This window comes from Bacillus cereus group sp. BcHK124, from assembly GCF_027712065.1.
Lineage (GTDB): Bacteria > Bacillota > Bacilli > Bacillales > Bacillaceae_G > Bacillus_A > Bacillus_A pacificus.
This window is the reverse complement of the sequence record NZ_JAQFPJ010000002.1, coordinates 261,580-279,169: the sequence shown is the minus strand read 5'-3', so window position 1 is coordinate 279,169 and position 17,590 is coordinate 261,580. Positions and strand designations below refer to the sequence as shown.

The window sequence follows — 17,590 nt, the reverse complement described above, 5'->3', positions numbered from 1 at the left end:
AAAAATGAAGGATAATAAAAAAGCCTGTTTTCACAGGCTTGTATGTTCATCTAAAAGTAACTCCATTACAACACCTACAACAGGGCCTTCATCATCAATATCGCCATTTAAACGGAATCCAAATGATTCATATAATCCCATTGCAAGTTTGTTATCTGGATGTAAACTTAAATAAATTGTTTTACATTCAAATTTATTTTGTAAGAATTGAATGAGCAAGCGAAGGAAACGTTTTGCGTATCCTTTTCCTTGATATTGTTGGTCAATCATAAAGCGATCTAACCATACGCTTTTACGTTTTTCACAATACCATCCATACATTGCATATCCTACAAGTGTTTCTCCATCATATAAACCTACTGACGTTCCGTTTCCCTCATATAATGATTCTGCTAAAGAAAACGCATTGCTTTCAATAAATTGCTGCTGGTCTTTTGCGACGTTTAAAGCAGCTACCGAACGCCAATTTTTTTCTGTTACTTCACAAATGTGAAGAGTCATAATTCCAACTCACCTTCTAAATTGATATAGCTTGAAAGCTAATATGGATAATTTTACTTGTTATTTTGGTCAAGTCAAGCAGAAACACATAAAAAAGAAGCTGAATGTCGTATTCAGCTTCTTATCAAAAGTTGGTTAGTTAGTAGCTTCTTTCAATGTGTTTACGTTTTCTTCCATTAAAGTGAAGTAATCTTTATTATTTTTCGCATCGTCTTCAGAAATAGTAGCTAAGTGATTTAAGCGTAAAATCTTTGTACCTGTTTCTTTTTGAATAACGGATGCTACTTTTGGAGTAGAAAATGTTTCAAATAAAATATATTTTAGATTATGTTCTTTTACTGTTTTTGTAATGTCAGCAAGTTGTTTTTGAGATGGTTCATCAGAAGCTGAAATACCGGCGATAGCAATTTGTTTCAGGCCATAGCGTTGTTCCCAGTATCCATAAGCCGCATGAGAAACTAAAATATCTTTCGTTTTTGCATTCGCAACTGCTGATTTAAATTGATCATCTAAATCAGTAAATTTTGTTTGAAGTGCTGCAAAGTTTTTTTCGAACTCTTGTTTATGGTCAGGTTGTAATGCTACAAGTGCATTTTTAATTTTTTCTGCTTGTTTCATTGCTAGAGTAGGGTCTAACCAAATGTGTGGGTCTTTATCGTGATGATGTTCATCCTCTTTATGGCCGTCTCCGTGATCATGATGCTCTTCTTCAGTAGAAGTACGCAGTTCAATACCTTTTGATGCATTTACAATTTTAACGTTTTCTTTTTGTAATGTTTTTTCCATTTTTTCAGCAAATGGTTCTAATTCAGCGCCGTTATAAACGAATAAATCGGCTTTTGCAACTTGTACTGTTTGTTTCTGACTTGGTTCAAATGTATGAGAATCTGCACCAGGTGGGTAAATTGCTTCAACAGTTACATAGTCACCACCAATTTTTTTTGCAAAATCTGCAAGAGGAAAAATAGTTGTATAAACAGTTAGCTTTCCGTCTTTCTTGGCATTACCTTCTTTTGTATTTGAGCAGCCAGTAAAAATTAAAGTGAAAATAAGTAAGAATGAAAGTATAGTCAATCTTTTAGGCATGAAGTTCTCCTCTTTTCTTTTTTTACGGATATATTTTCCCCAATTATAGAAGAAAAATATCATTTTAATACAAAACGGAATAATTACGTTTTAGTTTGCGAACTTAGTATAATACATCTTTTATAAAGTTGCAATAAATAATAATCATTCCGATTTGATTTTGTTATAAAGTTGTCAAATATAGATGTGTTATTTTTGCGAATACATGCATATGTGACAACGTAGTGTTCATATATATGAAAGGAGGGTGTAGAGGGGGATGAGTATTTGGGTTACTTAATGGAAGCTATTTTATTGATATTAGCGGTAGTACTACCATTAGCCGTAGTCTTGATTTTTTTAAGAAGATTAATAAGTAATTTAGGAGATGCATCAACCGTAACAAAATTACGAGAGAAAGATGAGAAAAAAGAGTGAGTAAAGCACTATGCGTACGCATAGTGCTTTACTTGTGGTAAAATGAGAGAAGGAAACTCCTAAAAGTTGTATGTTACTAAAGGAGAGAAAAGTAAAATAAGAGGTATATGCATATATGAATAAACGAACAGCGTTAGTACTTGGTGCAAGTGGTTTAGTTGGGCAAGAGATAACGCGTCTATTACTTGAATCAGATTACTACGATTCGGTTACTATTTTTGTAAGAGAACCAATGCAATGGCAACATGAAAAGTTACAGCAAAAGCAAGTAGATTATTTGGCATTAGAGGAATATAAAGAGTTCTTTGCTGTAGATGACGTATTTAGTTGTCTAGGAACAACAATCAAAAAAGCAAAAACGAAAGCTAATTTCAAAAAGGTAGATTATGAATATACGTTACGAGCGGCTTGTTTAGCTGAAAAACAAGGGGTGCAAAATTTCCTTGTTGTGTCCTCAATGGGAGCGAATCCTAAATCGTTTTTCTTTTATTCACAAGTGAAAGGAAGAATGGAAGAGGAATTGCAAAAGTTAGTAATCGGTGGTATTCACATTTTTAGGCCATCTTTATTAGTAGGAAATCGACAAGAATTTCGCTTTGGTGAACGAATGGCGGAAAAATTATCTCGTATGATTCCTTTTATATTTAAAGGAGCCTTCAAAAAGTATAAACCAATTTCAGCTAAAGATGTGGCAAAAGGGATGTATATAACTGCATTGCGAGAAGAATCAGGTATCCACATTTATAATTCGAATGAAATTACAACGATAGAATAAATAAAACCGAGAAGAAAAGCTTCTCGGTTTTATTTATTTGTACTGATTTTCCCAGGCGCTCGCTCGTATTGATAGGGTTCTTCTAACTCAAAGCCAAGTTCATTGGCGGCTATTCGTGGGAAGTAAGGATTGCGAAGTAACTCACGTCCGATAAAAATTAAATCTGCTTCGTTATTATTTAAAATTTGCTCTGCTTGTGCCCCAGTCGTAATCAATCCCACTGCACCAGTTGCAATGTTAGCATGTTCTTTAATATGTTTAGCATATTGTACTTGATACCCAGGATAAACATCGATGCGTGCAGGTACAACAGCCCCAGAGCTACAATCGATTAAATCTACTCCTTGTTCTTTCATCCATTTCGTATACTGAACATAATCTTGAACTGTTAACCCGTCAGGATGATAATCATTTGCTGAAATACGGACAAATAACGGTCCGTTCCAAACTTCATTTATGGAGTCAATGATTTCGCGTAAGAAACGATAGCGGTTTTCAGGTGAACCACCATATTCATCAGTCCGCTTATTGGTAAGTGGAGAAAGAAATTCATTAATAAGATAACCGTGAGCACCGTGTATTTCAATAACGTCAAATCCAGCTTGTTTGGATCGTACTGCAGCTTGCTGAAAAGCTAATACAGTATCTTTAATTTGGTGTTTGCTCATCTCTATTGGCATTTTCATTGTTTCATTAAATGGAATGGCTGAAGGAGCTAACGCATCTGTTTCTAATTCTGCTTTTCTTCCAGCGTGAGCGAGTTGGATGGCAGCTTTTGCACCATTATCGTGTATAAAAGTTGTCGTTTTATGTAAGCCTTCAATTAAACTGTCATCCCAAATGCCTAAGTCTTTATTTGAAATTCGACCTTCAGGTAACACGGCTGTTGCTTCAATCATAACTAAACCAACTTGACCGGCAGCTCTTGTTCCATAATGAATGAGATGGAAATTCGTTACTTGGCCATCCCCGTTTTCCGATGAATACATGCACATAGGTGACATAACAATCCGGTTTTTTAATGTAACATCCTTAATTGTATAAGGTGAAAAAAGTTTGTAATTCATCCAATAGCCTCCTAGATTGAATTTTCTTACATTGTATCATTCTCATTTTTGTTTCTCGAATAAAACGCTTATACGAAAAATTTTGTCTATTCGTGTTACAATAATGAATATGAATTGAATTGGAGGATGACATATGTACCAAGCTTATTATGAAAGTGAATTAGGCTTGCTAGAAATTACAGCGAATGATAAAGGAATTACGTCTGTTATATTTGTTGATGAGAGACAAGAAGAACATATAAATGAAATGATAGATCAATGTATAAATGAGCTAGATGAATATTTTAAGGGGAATAGAAAAGAGTTCACAGTCCCGTTGTCTGCTGAGGGAACAGCATTTCAAAAAAAAGTATGGGATGCGCTCTATACGATTCCTTATGGCGTAAGTGCTTCATATTTAGATATTGCAGAGAAAGTCGGAAATACGAAAGCTGTACGAGCCATAGGAGGAGCAAATAGTCGCAATCCGATTTCAATAATCGTTCCGTGTCATCGTGTAATAGGAAAGAGCGGGAAACTTGTTGGGTATGCGGGCGGTTTATGGAGGAAAGAGTGGTTATTAAAACACGAAGGTATTTTGAAATGACGTATGGATGGGAAGAGGGATTGTTTTGAAATGTATAAATTGTGGGCAACTTTGCGAGGGAAATCAGTTAAATTGTGAAAGTTGCCAGCGGACTTTGCATACTGAACAGAGTGAAGGAAGTTCGCTAATAGACAAGGAATTAGAAGTATATGTAGGGAGACAATATCCGTATTACAAAAGGAAATGGGAGCTTGAGGAAAAGCGGATTGCTAGGTGGAGCTGGAATGGTTGGGCAGCTATTTTCAATGTAGGTTGGCTCGGATATCGTAAGTATTATTTACCTGCAGCTTTATTTGTATTGTTATTATTAGCGTGTGATGCGTTTTCTTATTATATGGGCTTCAACGTAGCATTGCCGATCATTAATATGGTGCCTCTTACGTTTCTATTACTCGTTTTTATTTTATTTGGAATGGCGATTTTTGCGAATGGATTATATTATCAATTTGCAGAAAGGCGTATATATCGAATAAAAGCACGAGAAATTCAAGATGAATCGGTTGAAAAGTACCTCATTCGTGATAGTGGTGGAACGAGTAAAATGGGAGCAACAATTGTTACGATTTTAGCGGTTGCTAGTATTTTTATCAGCCATTTCTTTTTCCCGACTGATCGAGATATTATTCAAAAAGTTCGTACAAGCTCGCTATATGAATATCCATTCTTTTCAATTGGTGAATCGTTTGAAAATTATTTTAGAAATCCGGGTTGGGCATATTATCGTGGCACTGAAGGATTAGAATTGGTAGAGTTCCAAGGGGATAGTCCGGATATGTCGAAGAAAAAGGTTACGATCCAATTTGTTGTTGATTATAAATTGGGTGAGATCGAACCATACTCACTTATGATTAATGGCGAATCTAAAAATGAGGAAGAATTTTTAAAGATAATGGACGAAATATTTAAAGTTCAAAATCCATTTGACATAGAGGATGGATTACAAGTAAAAGAAATAGAAAAAGAAGTGGATAGTAGAGCTCTCTATCCGCTTCTTTTTTTGTATATACGAAAATAATATTTGAAATAATCTGAATCTTTTGTATAATAATATGTATTATACTGGCTTTCATTTATCCCGCTTTAATGGGCAGTAAGACCCCCACCTCAAAATTCAGTGAAAGCAAAGAAGTTAGGTGGGGGGGCAACTGCCCATAAAAGCCCGATTGGTTCAACTAATAATCAGTGGGGGATGAAGAACCCCCCACTGATTAAAGTTTCACTTTATACATATAGATTGGGGGAAGGAACAATGAAGAGAAAGGCAACAACGATTGCTGCAGTTGCATTATCGACTAGCGTATTAGTTGCAGGTTGCGGAAATGGGGAGAAGGCATCTACAACGAAGAAAGAAGCAGGTAAGGGGGTAGCAGATAAGCAAGTATTAAACTTACTAGAAACAGCAGAAATTCCTTCAATGGATACGTCAAAATCAACAGACTCTGTATCATTCCGTGCCTTTGTAAATGCAATGGAAGGATTATATCGCTTGGATAAGGATAATAAACCAACTCCAGGTATGGCAAAAGACGTGAAAATTAGTGAAGATAAAAAGACATATACATTTGAATTACGTGATGCGAAATGGTCAAATGGTGATCCAGTTCGAGCACAAGATTTTGTATATGCATGGCAACGTACATTAGATAAAGCAACGGCAGCTGAGTATGCATTTATTTTATTTGATGTGAAAAATGCACAGAAAGTAAATAAAGGAGAGTTACCGTTAGATCAATTAGGAGTGAAAGCGAAGGATGATAAAACGTTAGTAGTAGAATTAGAACAACCAGCACCATATTTCCTTGAGCTTACTTCATTCCCAACATTCTTCCCTTTAAATGAAAAATATGTGAAAGAACAAGGAGATAAATACGGATTAGAAGCAGATAAATTATTATATAATGGACCGTTTACGATGAGTGAATGGAAACATGAACGAAGTTATCAGTTAAAGAAAAACCCTAATTATTGGGATAAAGATACTGTGAAGTTAGAAGAAATTAATGTGAATATTGTGAAGGAAACGAGCACAGGAGTAAATTTATATGATAGTGATCAAGCGGACCGTGTTATTTTAACTTCTGAATTTGTTGATAAATATAAAAAGAATAAGCCAGATGAATTTAAAACGAAGTTAGATCCACGTATGTATTTCTTACGATTTAACCAAAAAAATGCAACGTTTAAAAATCAAAAAGTTCGTGAAGCAATTGACCTAGCATATGATAAAAAAGGAATTGCAAATGTTATTTTAAATGACGGATCATTGCCAGCATATTTCTTAGTACCTGAAAAATTTACGACAGGACCAGATGGGAAAGATTTCCGTACTGTAAATAAAAATTTCCGTGACAGTAAAGATAATGCAGCAAAAGCGAAAAAGTTATGGGAAGAAGCAAAGAAAGAACTTGGCCAAGATACAATTACAGTCGAATTACTAAATGATGATAACGGTAGTCGTAAAAAAGTAGGAGACTTTATTAAAGAAGAGTTAGAGAAAAATTTACCTGGTATTAAAGTGAATTTAAAACAACAGCCATATAAACAGAAGTTAGATTTAGAAAAGAAATTTGAATATGAATTCTCTTTATCTGCATGGAGTCCAGACTATCCAGATCCAATGACTTATATTGATATGTTTGTTACTGGAAGCTCATTTAATGAAATGGATTATTCTAATCCGAAGTATGATGAGTTAGTAGCGAAGTCAAAAGGAGAACTATTAAAAGATGATAAAGCACGCTGGAATGCACTTGCAGAAGCGGAAAAAATCTTAATTGGTCAAGATGCTGCCATTTCTCCTACGTATCAACAAAGTACAGCATATTTAGAGAAACCGTACGTAAAAGGTATTGCGAATCATACGTTTGGTGGGGACTTCAGTTATAAGTGGGCATATATTACAAAAAAATAGTATAATAAAAGATGAGTGAATTTTCGCTCATCTTTTATTTGTATAGGAGGAATTATAGTTGTTAAACGGAATCAATCATCTTTGTTTTTCAGTATCTAATCTAGAAGATTCTATTGAATTTTACGAAAAAGTATTGGAAGGAGAATTATTAGTTAGAGGAAGAAAACTTGCATATTTTAATATATGTGGAGTATGGGTAGCACTTAATGAAGAAATACATATTCCGAGAAATGAGATTTATCAATCTTATACACATATTGCGTTTTCTGTTGAACAGAAAGACTTTGAAAGTCTACTGCAGCGATTAGAAGAAAATGATGTTCATATTTTAAAAGGAAGAGAACGTGATGTAAGGGATTGTGAATCTATCTATTTTGTTGACCCAGACGGACATAAGTTTGAATTTCATTCAGGGACATTGCAAGACAGACTTAATTATTATAGGGAAGATAAACCTCATATGACATTTTACTAAGGAGGAAAAGAAGTTGCATGCGCTAGTAATTGGTGGAACAGGAATGCTAAAGAGGGTGTCTATGTGGCTTTGTGAGCAAGAGTTTCATGTTTCTATTATTGGAAGAGATGAAGTGAAATTAGAAAATGTTAAACGAGAGAGTGCTATACCAGAAAATATCACATGCCTTCCGTTAGATTATCATAATGATGACGATGTAAAGGTAGCTATTAAAAGCACAATTGAGCGGAATGGCCCAATAACATTAGTTGTCGCATGGATACACTCAAGTGCAAAAGATGCGTTATCACTTATTTGTAGAGAATTAGACTTGTCGTCTGAAACATACGAAGTTTTTCATATTTTAGGCAATAAAGCGTCGAGAATAGCCTCACAAAAAATAGGCGGTACGCGATGTAGCTATCATAGAATAATTTTAGGTTTTATATTAGAAGATACATACGCAAGATGGCTTACTCATGAAGAAATATCGGATGGGGTAATAAAAGGAATTGAAAGTAAATGTAATGAATGGATTGTAGGACGAGTAGAACCGTGGGAATTGCGGCCAACATGGTAAGGGGGAATTGAAGTGAAGACAACGGTATATGTAACAAGGCATGGTGAAACGGAATGGAATGTAGCGAAGCGAATGCAAGGACGGAAAAATTCTGCTTTAACTGAAAATGGTATACTGCAAGCTAAGCAATTAGGAGAGCGAATGAAAGATTTATCTATTCATGCGATCTATAGTAGTCCGAGTGAAAGAACCCTTCATACTGCAGAGTTAATAAAGGGAGAACGTGATATACCAATAATCGCGGATGAGCATTTCTATGAAATTAGCATGGGTATATGGGAAGGACAGACCATTGATGATATAGAAAGGCAATACCCAGACGACATACAGTTATTTTGGTATGAACCACATCTTTTTCAGTCAACATCAGGAGAAAATTTTGAGGCTGTTCATAAAAGGGTAATTGAGGGGATGCAGATTCTTTTAGAAAAGCATAAAGGAGAAAGTATATTAATTGTTTCTCATGCGGCAGCGGCAAAGCTACTTGTAGGACATTTTGCAGGTATTGAAATAGAAAATGTGTGGGATGATCCATTTATGCATAGTGCTAGTTTGAGTATTATAGAATTTGAAGAAGATAAAGGTGAAGTGAAGCAATTTGCAGATATAAGTCATTTTCAGTAAGCATACAAAAAAGGCCGTGAAAACGGCCTTTTTTGTATGAAAAACTAGCAATTGCGTTTTTTATACCAGAAGTGATCGAATTTCTTGTTTTTGCAAGATGGGAATTTATGTCCGCCACCTTTGCAATCGTTCCATTTCTTTCCATCATCACACGAATCGTCGCAAGAGCCACCGTGTCCATTCGGGAAGAATTCGCATTTTTTACAGTAACATCGTTTCGTCCAGTAAAATTTCTTTTCAAAGCGTACACATTTTGTAACGAAAGTACAATGTTTTCTACGAGTACGTTTTGTAACTAAAACGCATTCTTTTCTACGTGTTACTTTCGTAACGAACGTCCATTTTTGAACGCGTACACGCGTACATTTCGTAACAAATGTCCATTTTTTAACATGCGTACATTTTGTAACGAAAGTACAATGTTTCACGCGAGTACATCTTGTTCTTGGACATTTACAATCGTCGCTACATTCTATTTTTGTAGTACAATCATCATCGCATTCAAAAGTACTTGGATCTTGGTGTAAGAAATCCTCCATCCCAGCACTTTTGATTTCTTCAACCGCTTTTCTAATATCACGTTTCATAGAAATCCTCCTTATCATGTATTCAGGTGAAAAGGTATTCTTTTTCCTTAACATGATATGAGATATGACGTCTTTCTGAACAGGACAAGAGTGTAATTTTATATAAATAGATGATAGCGGATGTATGGACAAGGCGAGTTGCATACATTGAATGAAGAGAACTGAGAAGGGATGAGAAAACATGTTACCTTCATATGATTTTTTTATTCATCCAATGTACTTAGTGGAATTGAAAAAAGACATTTGGTCAGACAGTCCAGTGCCAGCAAAATTAACTTATGGAAAAAAGAAGTATGATATTGATATCGTATACCGTGGTGCTCATATTCGTGAATTTGAGAAAAAATCTTATCATGTTATGTTTTATAAGCCTAAAAAATTTCAAGGTGCGAAAGAGATTCATTTAAATTCTGAGTTTATGGATCCGTCTCTCATACGAAATAAATTATCTTTAGACTTTTTTCATGATATTGGTGTACTTTCACCGAAATCACAACATGTGTTTATAAAAATTAATGGTCAAATTCAAGGTGTATATTTACAGTTAGAATCAGTTGACGAAAACTTTTTGAAAAATAGAGGATTACCGAGTGGTTCTATTTATTATGCGATAGATGATGATGCGAATTTTTCTTTAATGAGTGAGAGAGATAAAGATGTTAAGACCGAGCTTTTTGCAGGTTATGAATTTAAATATTCGAATGAAAATAGTGAAGAACAGCTGAGTGAATTTGTATTTCAAGCGAACGCTTTGTCGAGGGAATCTTATGAAAAAGAAATTGGGAAGTTTTTGCATGTTGATAAATATTTACGATGGTTAGCTGGCGTTATTTTTACACAAAACTTTGATGGTTTCGTTCATAACTATGCACTATATCATAATGATGAAACAAATTTATTTGAAGTGATACCGTGGGATTATGATGCGACTTGGGGGCGAGATGTACAAGGGAGACCACTTAATCATGAATATATTCGTATTCAAGGTTATAACACGTTAAGTGCAAGATTGTTAGATATACCTGTATTTAGAAAGCAATACCGAGGTATTTTGGAAGAAATATTAGAAGAACAATTTACCGTTTCATTTATGATGCCGAAAGTAAAAAGTTTGTGTGAGTCGATTCGTCCTTATTTACTACAAGATCCATATATGAAAGAAAAATTAGAAATATTTGATCAAGAAGCTGATATGATTGAGGAATATATAAATAAAAGAAGAAAGTATATACAAGATCATTTACATGAATTGGATTAATTTTGAAAGAGATTGGAACATTATCAATCTCTTTTTTTGTATAATAAAGATGTATTGGTAGAATTGACGTAATAGGTACTTAATAAAGAATGGGGATGTGGAAACATGACGGTAAAATGGATTGATTGGGTAAAACAAATACAATCTATAGCTCAAGCGGGTTTAACGTATTCTAAGGATGTGTATGATATAGAACGTTTCCAACAATTACGGGATATTTCCATTTCGATGATGTCACATTATACAAAGACAGATTGGGAAGTTGTAGAGAAGTTATTTGCAAGTGAGACAGGCTATCAAACACCTAAAGTCGATATAAGAGCAGTCGTTTTTGAAAATGAAAAGTTATTATTTGTGAAAGAAAAAAGTGATGGGAAATGGGCATTGCCAGGTGGATGGGCTGATATCGGTTATACGCCGACAGAAGTAGCAGCAAAAGAAGTTTTAGAGGAGACAGGGTTTGAAGTAGATGATTTTAAGCTACTCGCTATATTTGATAAAGAAAAACATCAACCATCGCCTTCAGCAACGCATGTATATAAAATTTTTATTGGCTGTAAAATTATTGGTGGTGAAAAGAAAACTAGTATTGAAACAGATGATGTGGAGTTTTTTGGTGAAAATGAATTGCCTAATTTATCGATTGCTAGAAATACAGAAGAGCAAATTAAACAAATGTTTGCCTACATAAAAGAACCTCAGAAAGAAATAGTAATAGATTAATAATGCTTATGCCAATAATAATGTTGGAATGAAGATATTGGCAGAATGCAACCTTTATGTAATAATGGGATGGTATGTGAAGAAAAAAGGAGATAGAAAATAAAATGTTAGCAAATATAATAGAACAGTTATTGCAGTTCTTTGCAAGCTTAGGTTATTTTGGGGTAGCGCTCGGTTTAATGATTGAAATTATCCCAAGTGAAATTGTACTTTCATATGCCGGTTTTTTAGTGGCAGAAGAGAAAATTAGTTTTGTTGGTGCTGTTATTGCAGGAACGATCGGTGGTACGCTAGCACAGATTTTTTTATACTGGCTTGGATACTACGGAGGACGTCCAGTTGTAGAGAAATATGGGAAATATCTGCTTATTAATAAACACCATTTAGACATAGCAGAAAATTGGTTTAAGCGTTACGGAGCAGGAGTAATCTTTTCGGCACGTTTTATCCCAGTCGTACGTCATGCAATTTCTATTCCAGCAGGATTAGCTAAGATGCCATTAAAACTATTCACACTGTATACAGTAGTTGCGATTATTCCGTGGTCAATACTATTTATATATTTAGGTGAAAAGCTTGGTGGAAATTGGCGACATATTAAAGAATATGCATCTGATTACACACATTACATAATTATAGGAGCGATTCTCTTTATTGCTCTATACTTCGGTTTAAAGTATTTCAAAAAGAAAAAAGCAGCGCGTTAAAGTCAATGATTTTTCATTGGCTTTTTTTACTTGTTTCGGTTCTAAAAAAAAAGAGTTGTCCATAATGTGTAATAATAAAGTGTAGCGGGGGAATGTGATGAAAGGGTCACCGTTTATACGTGGAACGATATTTTTAACAATGGCAACGATGATATCTAAAATGTTAGGGTTTATATATGTTATACCATTTACAGCTATGGTCGGTACGAGTGGATACGTTTTATACACGTATGCTTATCGTCCATATACAATTATGCTCAGCATTGCGACGATGGGACTACCACTTGCAGTTTCAAAGATGGTATCAAAATATGATCAACTAAATGATTATCATACGGTTAAGAGAGTGCTGAAAAGTGGAATTGTTTTTATGTTTATAATGGGAATTATTTCGAGTTTTACGTTGTATATGCTAGCTCCGCATTTGGCTAAACTTGTAATCGATGGAAATGATCAAACGGGGAATAGTATAGCGGCGGTCACTACTAATATTCAAATTGTAAGTTTTGCGTTAATACTTGTACCAGTCATGAGTTTATTAAGGGGCTTTTTTCAAGGGTTCCAATCGATGGGGCCTTCTGCTCTAAGTGTAGTTGTAGAGCAATTTTTTCGGGTATTAACCATCTTGATAGGAAGCTTTGTCGTTATATATATTTTAAAAGCTTCTATCTCACTAGCTGTTGGTATTTCAACATTCGGTGCTTTTATGGGAGCGATAGGTGGACTAACTGTTTTAAGTGCGTATTACATAAGGAGGAGAAAGCACTTAAAGAAAAAAGAAATGGCAAGTATACCACAAACAACGAAATCTTTTTTCTCACTCTATAAGGAGCTCTTTACATATTCAATACCATTTGTTGTGGTTGGTTTAGCAATTCCGTTGTATCAGACGATTGACACATTTACAATTAATAAATTGCTTATACAAATGGGATATATGCAAGGAGAAGCAGAGAAGATTAATGCAATAATTGGACTTGTTCAGATGGTTGTACTTATCCCAGTTTCCGTTGCGACTGCTTTTAGTATGTCACTCGTACCTGAGATGACAAAAGCTTATACAGCAGGAAATGTGAAGTTACTGTACAAACATTTTACGAGGACGAATCTATTAGTGGTAGGTATTACGGTACCAGCGGCGATTGGAATGATGATGTTAGCAAAACCAGTATATACTCTTTTATTCGGTGCCGGAAATGATCCAGAGATGGGGAGTATTATTTTACAGTATTACGCTCCTGCCTGTATACTATTTTCGCTTTTTACAGTAACAGCTGCGATGCTGCAAGGAATCAATCAGCAACAGAAAACGGTGCTAGGGTTAGTGATTGGCATTATTGTAAAGATAGTTTTAAATATTGTATTGCTTCCGTATTTCGATTATGTAAGTTTTATTATTTCAACATACGCTGGTTACACGATTTCAGTTGGTTTTAACTTGTGGATGCTTTCTAAATATGTTATAAAGGCAACATAAGCTTTTTAAGGCAGAGAGCGCTCTGTCTTTTTCTTTGTTTAAAATATTTTTCTTGTAAAAACGTTTTCAAAATAATTTTTCTATTGAAATTTAAACGTATGTTTCATATGCTGAGAATGGCGGTTCAAAAACTGTTATGTAAGAGAGGTAGATTCCTACATGTAAAAAGAATCGGGGTGATAGTATGTTAAATATTTATTTAACAGACCGAAACGGAAAACTACAAGAGATTGAGGAAATGCAAAAGGGTTGCTGGATTAATGTACTTCATCCAACGGAAGAAGAAATTCAATATCTAGTACAAACTTTAAATGTAGACTTAGATTTCATTAAAGACCCTTTAGATGACGAAGAACGTTCTCGTATTGAAAAGGAAGACAGTAATACTTTAATAATCGTGGATATTCCAACAGTTAGACATGATGAAGAAGGAAATTCGATTTATGACACGATTCCAATAGGTATGATTGTTATGCCAGATTGTTTTGTGACAATTTGTTTAGAGGAAAACCCAATATTTGAACGTTTTATTAATCAACGTATTAAAGAATTTTATACGTTTAAAAAGACACGATTTGCACTTCAGCTCTTATATACGATTTCTACTTATTATTTAAGATACTTAAAGCAAATTAACAGAAAAACAATTGATTTAGAGCATCAATTAAATCAGTCGATGAAAAATAAAGAGATTTTCACATTGCTAGGTCTTGAAAAAAGTTTAGTTTACTTTACAACATCATTAAAGGCGAATAAAATCGTAATTCAAAAGTTAATGCGTAACAGTACATTTTTAAAAATGTATGAAGACGATCAAGATTTATTAGAAGATGTATTAATTGAAAATAAACAGGCTATTGAAATGGCGGAAATATATAGTCACATTTTAAGTGGAATGATGAATACTTTTAGTTCCGTTATATCAAATAACTTAAATAGTGTTATGAAACTGTTAACGTCTATTACAATCATTTTATCGTTACCAACGATGGTTTCTAGTTTCTTTGGAATGAACGTAAAAGTTCCGTTTGAAGGGGAAGCGCACGGTTTTGTAATTGTACTTATAATATGTGTAACACTATCTTTCACATTAGCATTTGTTTTTTGGAAGAAACGTTACTTTTAACGATAAGAAAGCTGCTCTAGCATAGTTATATAACTGCGCTAGAGCAGCTTTTTTGCTATGAAATCGAAAGTTTTGAATAGAATATAGCTTATGAAATGTAATGTATATGATAGAGGGGAATTTCGCATAAGTCTTGTTCAATTAATGAAATAGGGTTAAAATTACATATTGTTAATGAAAAGTTGGAGGAAATACATCATGGAATTGTTTCAATTACCGAAAGCATTCCTGCAAATGAATACAATCTTTATCTCCATATTGATCGAAGCACTTCCTTTTGTGCTCATTGGTGTATTTATTTCAGGATTCATTCAAATGTTTGTTACAGAAGATATGGTAGCAAAATGGATGCCGAAAAACCGATTTCTGTCTGTTTTAATGGCTACTTTTTTAGGGATGATGTTTCCGGGCTGTGAATGTGGAATTGTTCCGATTGTAAGACGATTAATCGGAAAAGGGGTTCCGCCATATGCCGGGATTGCATTTATGTTAACTGGACCAATCATTAATCCAGTCGTATTATTTGCAACATACGTTGCCTTTGGAAGTAGTATGCACATGGTATGGTATCGTTCTATTGTAGCGATTATCGTAGCAATTATCGTTGGAATTATATTATCATTTATGTTTAAAGAACATCAATTACGAGATGATCACTTCCCAGAAGTGAATCATAAGCGTCCATTACGTAAAAAAATGTGGGATGTATGTACGCATGCTGTTGAGGAATTTTTCTCGATGGGGAAATATTTAGTATTAGGTGCGTTAATTGCAGCAGCAGTTCAAACGTTCGTACAAACTTCAACACTTCTTGCTATAGGACAAGGTCCGTTTTCTTCACCAGCTGTTATGATGGGACTTGCTTACATTTTATCACTTTGTTCAGAAGCAGATGCATTTATTGCTTCGTCATTCCAAAGTACATTTTCAACAGCATCACTTGTCGCGTTCCTCGTATATGGACCGATGGTGGATATTAAAAATATGTTTATGATGCTTGCGACATTTAAAACAAAATTTGTAATTGTCGTTACAGTTACAGTTACACTTGTTGTTTATGCAAGCTCACTACTCATTTATGCGATGGGGTGGTAGGTTATGTTTCGAGCATATATATTATTAGGTTTTACAATCTTAATCGCGCAGCTTCATATTTCAGGTAATATTACGAAGTATATTAATATGAAGTATGCCTACTTATCAAAAACAGCAGCTATTATATTAGGTTTTTTAACTGTTGTTCAAATTATAATCGTTTTCCAAAAAGAACATCAAAAAGAAAGAGAACAGCATAATTGTGGTTGTGATCATAGCCATTGTGGGCATGATCATTCGAAAGATGAAAATACTTGGTGGAAAAAAGCATTTTCGTACACATTGTTTTGTTTTCCGATAGTCTCAGGTTTATTTTTCCCGATTGCAACGTTAGATTCAGATATTGTTAAGGCAAAAGGGTTTCATTTTCCAGTAGCACAAGCGGAAAGTAAAGATCCATTTATGACAAGGCAATTTCTAAGACCTGATACGAGCATTTATTACGGGAAAGAAGGATATCGTGGTGTAATGGAAAAAGGGAAAAAAGAGTTTGTTACGAAAGATAGTATTGCTTTAAAAGATGAAGATTTCTTAAAAGGGATGGAAACAATTTATAATTATCCTGGCGAGTTTACTGGGAAGAAATTATCTTTTAAAGGGTTTGTTTTCAAAGATGATTCTTCTAAAAAAGAACAATATTTCTTATTCCGTTTCGGTATTATACATTGTGTAGCGGATTCTGGTGTATATGGTATGTTAGTGAAAAAGCCAGAAGGGGTAGAATGGACCAATGATGATTGGATTCAAGTTGAAGGAGAAATATCAACGGAATTTTATCAGCCATTCCATGCGAACATTCCTGTTTTAGAAGTAACGAAATGGAATAAAGTTGAACAACCGAAAGAGCAATATGTATTTAGAGGAGCCGATTGATAACATCGGTTCTTTTTTATGGACTAAGAGTTCTGAATGTTGTTAATATTAAACGTGTAGTTCATTTAGTATAGTGATTATTGAGATATTAGGGATACATCATTAAAGGGGTGATAACAATGACAGAAGTAAAGGGGAAAACAGCCAATGAATCAAGGGTGTTCAAAACGAGCCGAGTATTTCCAACAGATTTAAATGATCATAATACGTTATTTGGTGGAAAGATATTAGCCGAGATGGATATGGTTGCTTCTATTTCAGCGACGAGGCATGCAAGAAAAGAATGCGTCACAGCATCTATGGATTGGGTAGATTTTTTACATCCTGTTCGTTCTACCGATTGTGTGAGTTATGAATCCTTTGTAATTTGGACGGGTAGAACGTCTATGGAAGTATTTGTGAAGGTAGTAGCAGAAGATTTAATTTCAGGTGAGAAGCGCATCGCAGCAACGTCATTTGTTACTTTTGTTGCACTTAGTAAGGAGAACAATCCAGTTCCAGTTCCTCGAGTAATTCCTGAAACAGAAGAAGAGAAAGAATTACATCGCATTGCGGTATTGCGTGCAGAACAACGTCATATACGTAAGGCGGAGAGTAAGAAAGTAGCCACATTACTAACTTTTTAAGTTGAATATTAAGTCGTTAAAGGTATTATAACGGACTGAAATGTTTTTCATATGAAAAGCGGACACCTAACAATAGGTGTCCGCTTTTATAGTTTTTTCATCCACATATCATATGAC

The 17,590-nt window shown here is 34.5% G+C and carries 20 protein-coding genes; 16 read left to right on the top strand and 4 right to left on the bottom strand.

All coding sequences use genetic code 11. The annotated features are described in order from the left end of the window. Positions 1–30: 30 nt before the first annotated feature. Entirely contained in the window at positions 31–501 is a 471-nt protein-coding gene (locus PDK19_RS06545) for a GNAT family N-acetyltransferase (RefSeq protein WP_000172424.1), read from the bottom strand. A gap of 135 nt (positions 502–636) precedes the next feature. Then, positions 637–1,587: a metal ABC transporter substrate-binding protein gene (locus PDK19_RS06540; protein WP_001126184.1), complete on the bottom strand. Its 951-nt coding sequence runs from the start codon at positions 1,585–1,587 to the stop codon at positions 637–639. Positions 1,588–1,854: 267 nt separating this feature from the next. Between PDK19_RS06540 and PDK19_RS06535 the strand changes: the two genes are divergently transcribed. Together PDK19_RS06535 and PDK19_RS06530 are read left to right on the top strand one after the other, a co-directional pair. Further along, positions 1,855–2,004 (top strand): hypothetical protein, encoded by a 150-nt coding sequence (locus PDK19_RS06535; protein ID WP_000540927.1) that lies wholly within the window; start codon positions 1,855–1,857, stop codon positions 2,002–2,004. Positions 2,005–2,119: 115 nt separating this feature from the next. Beyond that, a complete protein-coding gene (locus tag PDK19_RS06530; protein ID WP_001042754.1) occupies positions 2,120–2,779 on the top strand; it encodes an oxidoreductase in 660 nt (219 codons plus the stop codon). A 29-nt stretch (positions 2,780–2,808) separates the two neighbouring features. Here the strand turns inward: PDK19_RS06530 and namA are convergent, their stop codons facing one another. Next, positions 2,809–3,846 carry an NADPH dehydrogenase NamA gene (gene namA, locus PDK19_RS06525; RefSeq protein ID WP_001107020.1) on the bottom strand — a complete coding sequence of 346 codons (1,038 nt, stop codon included), beginning with the start codon at positions 3,844–3,846 and terminating at the stop codon, positions 2,809–2,811. Between the two features lie 133 nt (positions 3,847–3,979). Between namA and PDK19_RS06520 the strand changes: the two genes are divergently transcribed. The 6 genes from PDK19_RS06520 to PDK19_RS06495 all read left to right on the top strand — a co-directional run bounded on the left by PDK19_RS06520 (position 3,980) and on the right by PDK19_RS06495 (position 9,001). Continuing rightward, entirely contained in the window at positions 3,980–4,432 is a 453-nt protein-coding gene (locus PDK19_RS06520; protein ID WP_000283887.1) for a methylated-DNA--[protein]-cysteine S-methyltransferase, read from the top strand. A 25-nt stretch (positions 4,433–4,457) separates the two neighbouring features. Beyond that, complete coding sequence (locus PDK19_RS06515; RefSeq protein ID WP_014893812.1) at positions 4,458–5,447, top strand: DUF2628 domain-containing protein; 990 nt, start codon at positions 4,458–4,460, stop codon at positions 5,445–5,447. 234 nt (positions 5,448–5,681) lie between these two features. Further along, positions 5,682–7,343: a peptide ABC transporter substrate-binding protein gene (locus PDK19_RS06510; RefSeq protein WP_000823005.1), complete on the top strand. Its 1,662-nt coding sequence runs from the start codon at positions 5,682–5,684 to the stop codon at positions 7,341–7,343. Between the two features lie 58 nt (positions 7,344–7,401). After that, the gene (fosB, locus tag PDK19_RS06505; RefSeq protein WP_000931692.1) at positions 7,402–7,818 is read left to right on the top strand and encodes a FosBx1 family fosfomycin resistance bacillithiol transferase; all 417 of its coding nucleotides are present in this window, start codon (positions 7,402–7,404) and stop codon (positions 7,816–7,818) included. A gap of 13 nt (positions 7,819–7,831) precedes the next feature. Further along, a complete protein-coding gene (locus tag PDK19_RS06500) occupies positions 7,832–8,377 on the top strand; it encodes a short-chain dehydrogenase (protein ID WP_000543148.1) in 546 nt (181 codons plus the stop codon). A 12-nt stretch (positions 8,378–8,389) separates the two neighbouring features. Next, entirely contained in the window at positions 8,390–9,001 is a 612-nt protein-coding gene (locus PDK19_RS06495) for a phosphoserine phosphatase 1 (protein ID WP_000859178.1), read from the top strand. Between the two features lie 44 nt (positions 9,002–9,045). Here PDK19_RS06495 and exsB read toward each other — a convergent pair whose 3' ends face one another. Continuing rightward, positions 9,046–9,588, bottom strand: coding sequence for an exosporium protein ExsB (gene exsB / locus PDK19_RS06490; RefSeq protein ID WP_000817487.1), 543 nt, complete (start codon positions 9,586–9,588; stop codon positions 9,046–9,048). A 181-nt stretch (positions 9,589–9,769) separates the two neighbouring features. Between exsB and cotH the strand changes: the two genes are divergently transcribed. From cotH to PDK19_RS06450, 8 genes are all read left to right on the top strand, one after another. Beyond that, positions 9,770–10,846 carry a spore coat protein CotH gene (gene cotH, locus PDK19_RS06485; RefSeq protein WP_000937985.1) on the top strand — a complete coding sequence of 359 codons (1,077 nt, stop codon included), beginning with the start codon at positions 9,770–9,772 and terminating at the stop codon, positions 10,844–10,846. Between the two features lie 105 nt (positions 10,847–10,951). Next, entirely contained in the window at positions 10,952–11,569 is a 618-nt protein-coding gene (locus PDK19_RS06480; RefSeq protein WP_049113521.1) for an NUDIX hydrolase N-terminal domain-containing protein, read from the top strand. Positions 11,570–11,673: 104 nt separating this feature from the next. After that, entirely contained in the window at positions 11,674–12,276 is a 603-nt protein-coding gene (locus PDK19_RS06475; protein WP_049113522.1) for a DedA family protein, read from the top strand. Positions 12,277–12,373: 97 nt separating this feature from the next. Continuing rightward, on the top strand, positions 12,374–13,753 hold the full coding sequence (locus PDK19_RS06470) for a putative polysaccharide biosynthesis protein (RefSeq protein WP_014893811.1): 1,380 nt from the start codon (positions 12,374–12,376) through the stop codon (positions 13,751–13,753). A gap of 184 nt (positions 13,754–13,937) precedes the next feature. After that, the gene (locus tag PDK19_RS06465; protein WP_000932390.1) at positions 13,938–14,879 is read left to right on the top strand and encodes a magnesium transporter CorA family protein; all 942 of its coding nucleotides are present in this window, start codon (positions 13,938–13,940) and stop codon (positions 14,877–14,879) included. 198 nt (positions 14,880–15,077) lie between these two features. Further along, positions 15,078–15,974: a permease gene (locus tag PDK19_RS06460; protein ID WP_000418724.1), complete on the top strand. Its 897-nt coding sequence runs from the start codon at positions 15,078–15,080 to the stop codon at positions 15,972–15,974. Between the two features lie 3 nt (positions 15,975–15,977). Next, positions 15,978–16,847 carry a TIGR03943 family putative permease subunit gene (locus PDK19_RS06455; RefSeq protein WP_000488036.1) on the top strand — a complete coding sequence of 290 codons (870 nt, stop codon included), beginning with the start codon at positions 15,978–15,980 and terminating at the stop codon, positions 16,845–16,847. Positions 16,848–16,966: 119 nt separating this feature from the next. Continuing rightward, a complete protein-coding gene (locus tag PDK19_RS06450) occupies positions 16,967–17,473 on the top strand; it encodes an acyl-CoA thioesterase (RefSeq protein WP_000141171.1) in 507 nt (168 codons plus the stop codon). Positions 17,474–17,590 lie beyond the last annotated feature (117 nt).

Excerpts from the sequence above, each read along its gene's own strand:
- PDK19_RS06545 (WP_000172424.1), bottom strand. The coding sequence starts at position 501 with ATGACTCTTCACATTTGTGAAGTAACAGAAAAAAATTGGCGTTCGGTA.
- PDK19_RS06470 (WP_014893811.1), top strand. The coding sequence starts at position 12,374 with ATGAAAGGGTCACCGTTTATACGTGGAACGATATTTTTAACAATGGCA.
- PDK19_RS06530 (WP_001042754.1), top strand. The coding sequence starts at position 2,120 with ATGAATAAACGAACAGCGTTAGTACTTGGTGCAAGTGGTTTAGTTGGG.
- PDK19_RS06465 (WP_000932390.1), top strand. The coding sequence starts at position 13,938 with ATGTTAAATATTTATTTAACAGACCGAAACGGAAAACTACAAGAGATT.
- exsB (WP_000817487.1), bottom strand. The coding sequence starts at position 9,588 with ATGAAACGTGATATTAGAAAAGCGGTTGAAGAAATCAAAAGTGCTGGG.
- PDK19_RS06455 (WP_000488036.1), top strand. The coding sequence starts at position 15,978 with ATGTTTCGAGCATATATATTATTAGGTTTTACAATCTTAATCGCGCAG.
- PDK19_RS06480 (WP_049113521.1), top strand. The coding sequence starts at position 10,952 with ATGACGGTAAAATGGATTGATTGGGTAAAACAAATACAATCTATAGCT.
- namA (WP_001107020.1), bottom strand. The coding sequence starts at position 3,846 with ATGAATTACAAACTTTTTTCACCTTATACAATTAAGGATGTTACATTA.
- PDK19_RS06540 (WP_001126184.1), bottom strand. The coding sequence starts at position 1,587 with ATGCCTAAAAGATTGACTATACTTTCATTCTTACTTATTTTCACTTTA.
- PDK19_RS06475 (WP_049113522.1), top strand. The coding sequence starts at position 11,674 with ATGTTAGCAAATATAATAGAACAGTTATTGCAGTTCTTTGCAAGCTTA.
- PDK19_RS06520 (WP_000283887.1), top strand. The coding sequence starts at position 3,980 with ATGTACCAAGCTTATTATGAAAGTGAATTAGGCTTGCTAGAAATTACA.
- PDK19_RS06510 (WP_000823005.1), top strand. The coding sequence starts at position 5,682 with ATGAAGAGAAAGGCAACAACGATTGCTGCAGTTGCATTATCGACTAGC.
- PDK19_RS06450 (WP_000141171.1), top strand. The coding sequence starts at position 16,967 with ATGACAGAAGTAAAGGGGAAAACAGCCAATGAATCAAGGGTGTTCAAA.
- cotH (WP_000937985.1), top strand. The coding sequence starts at position 9,770 with ATGTTACCTTCATATGATTTTTTTATTCATCCAATGTACTTAGTGGAA.
- PDK19_RS06460 (WP_000418724.1), top strand. The coding sequence starts at position 15,078 with ATGGAATTGTTTCAATTACCGAAAGCATTCCTGCAAATGAATACAATC.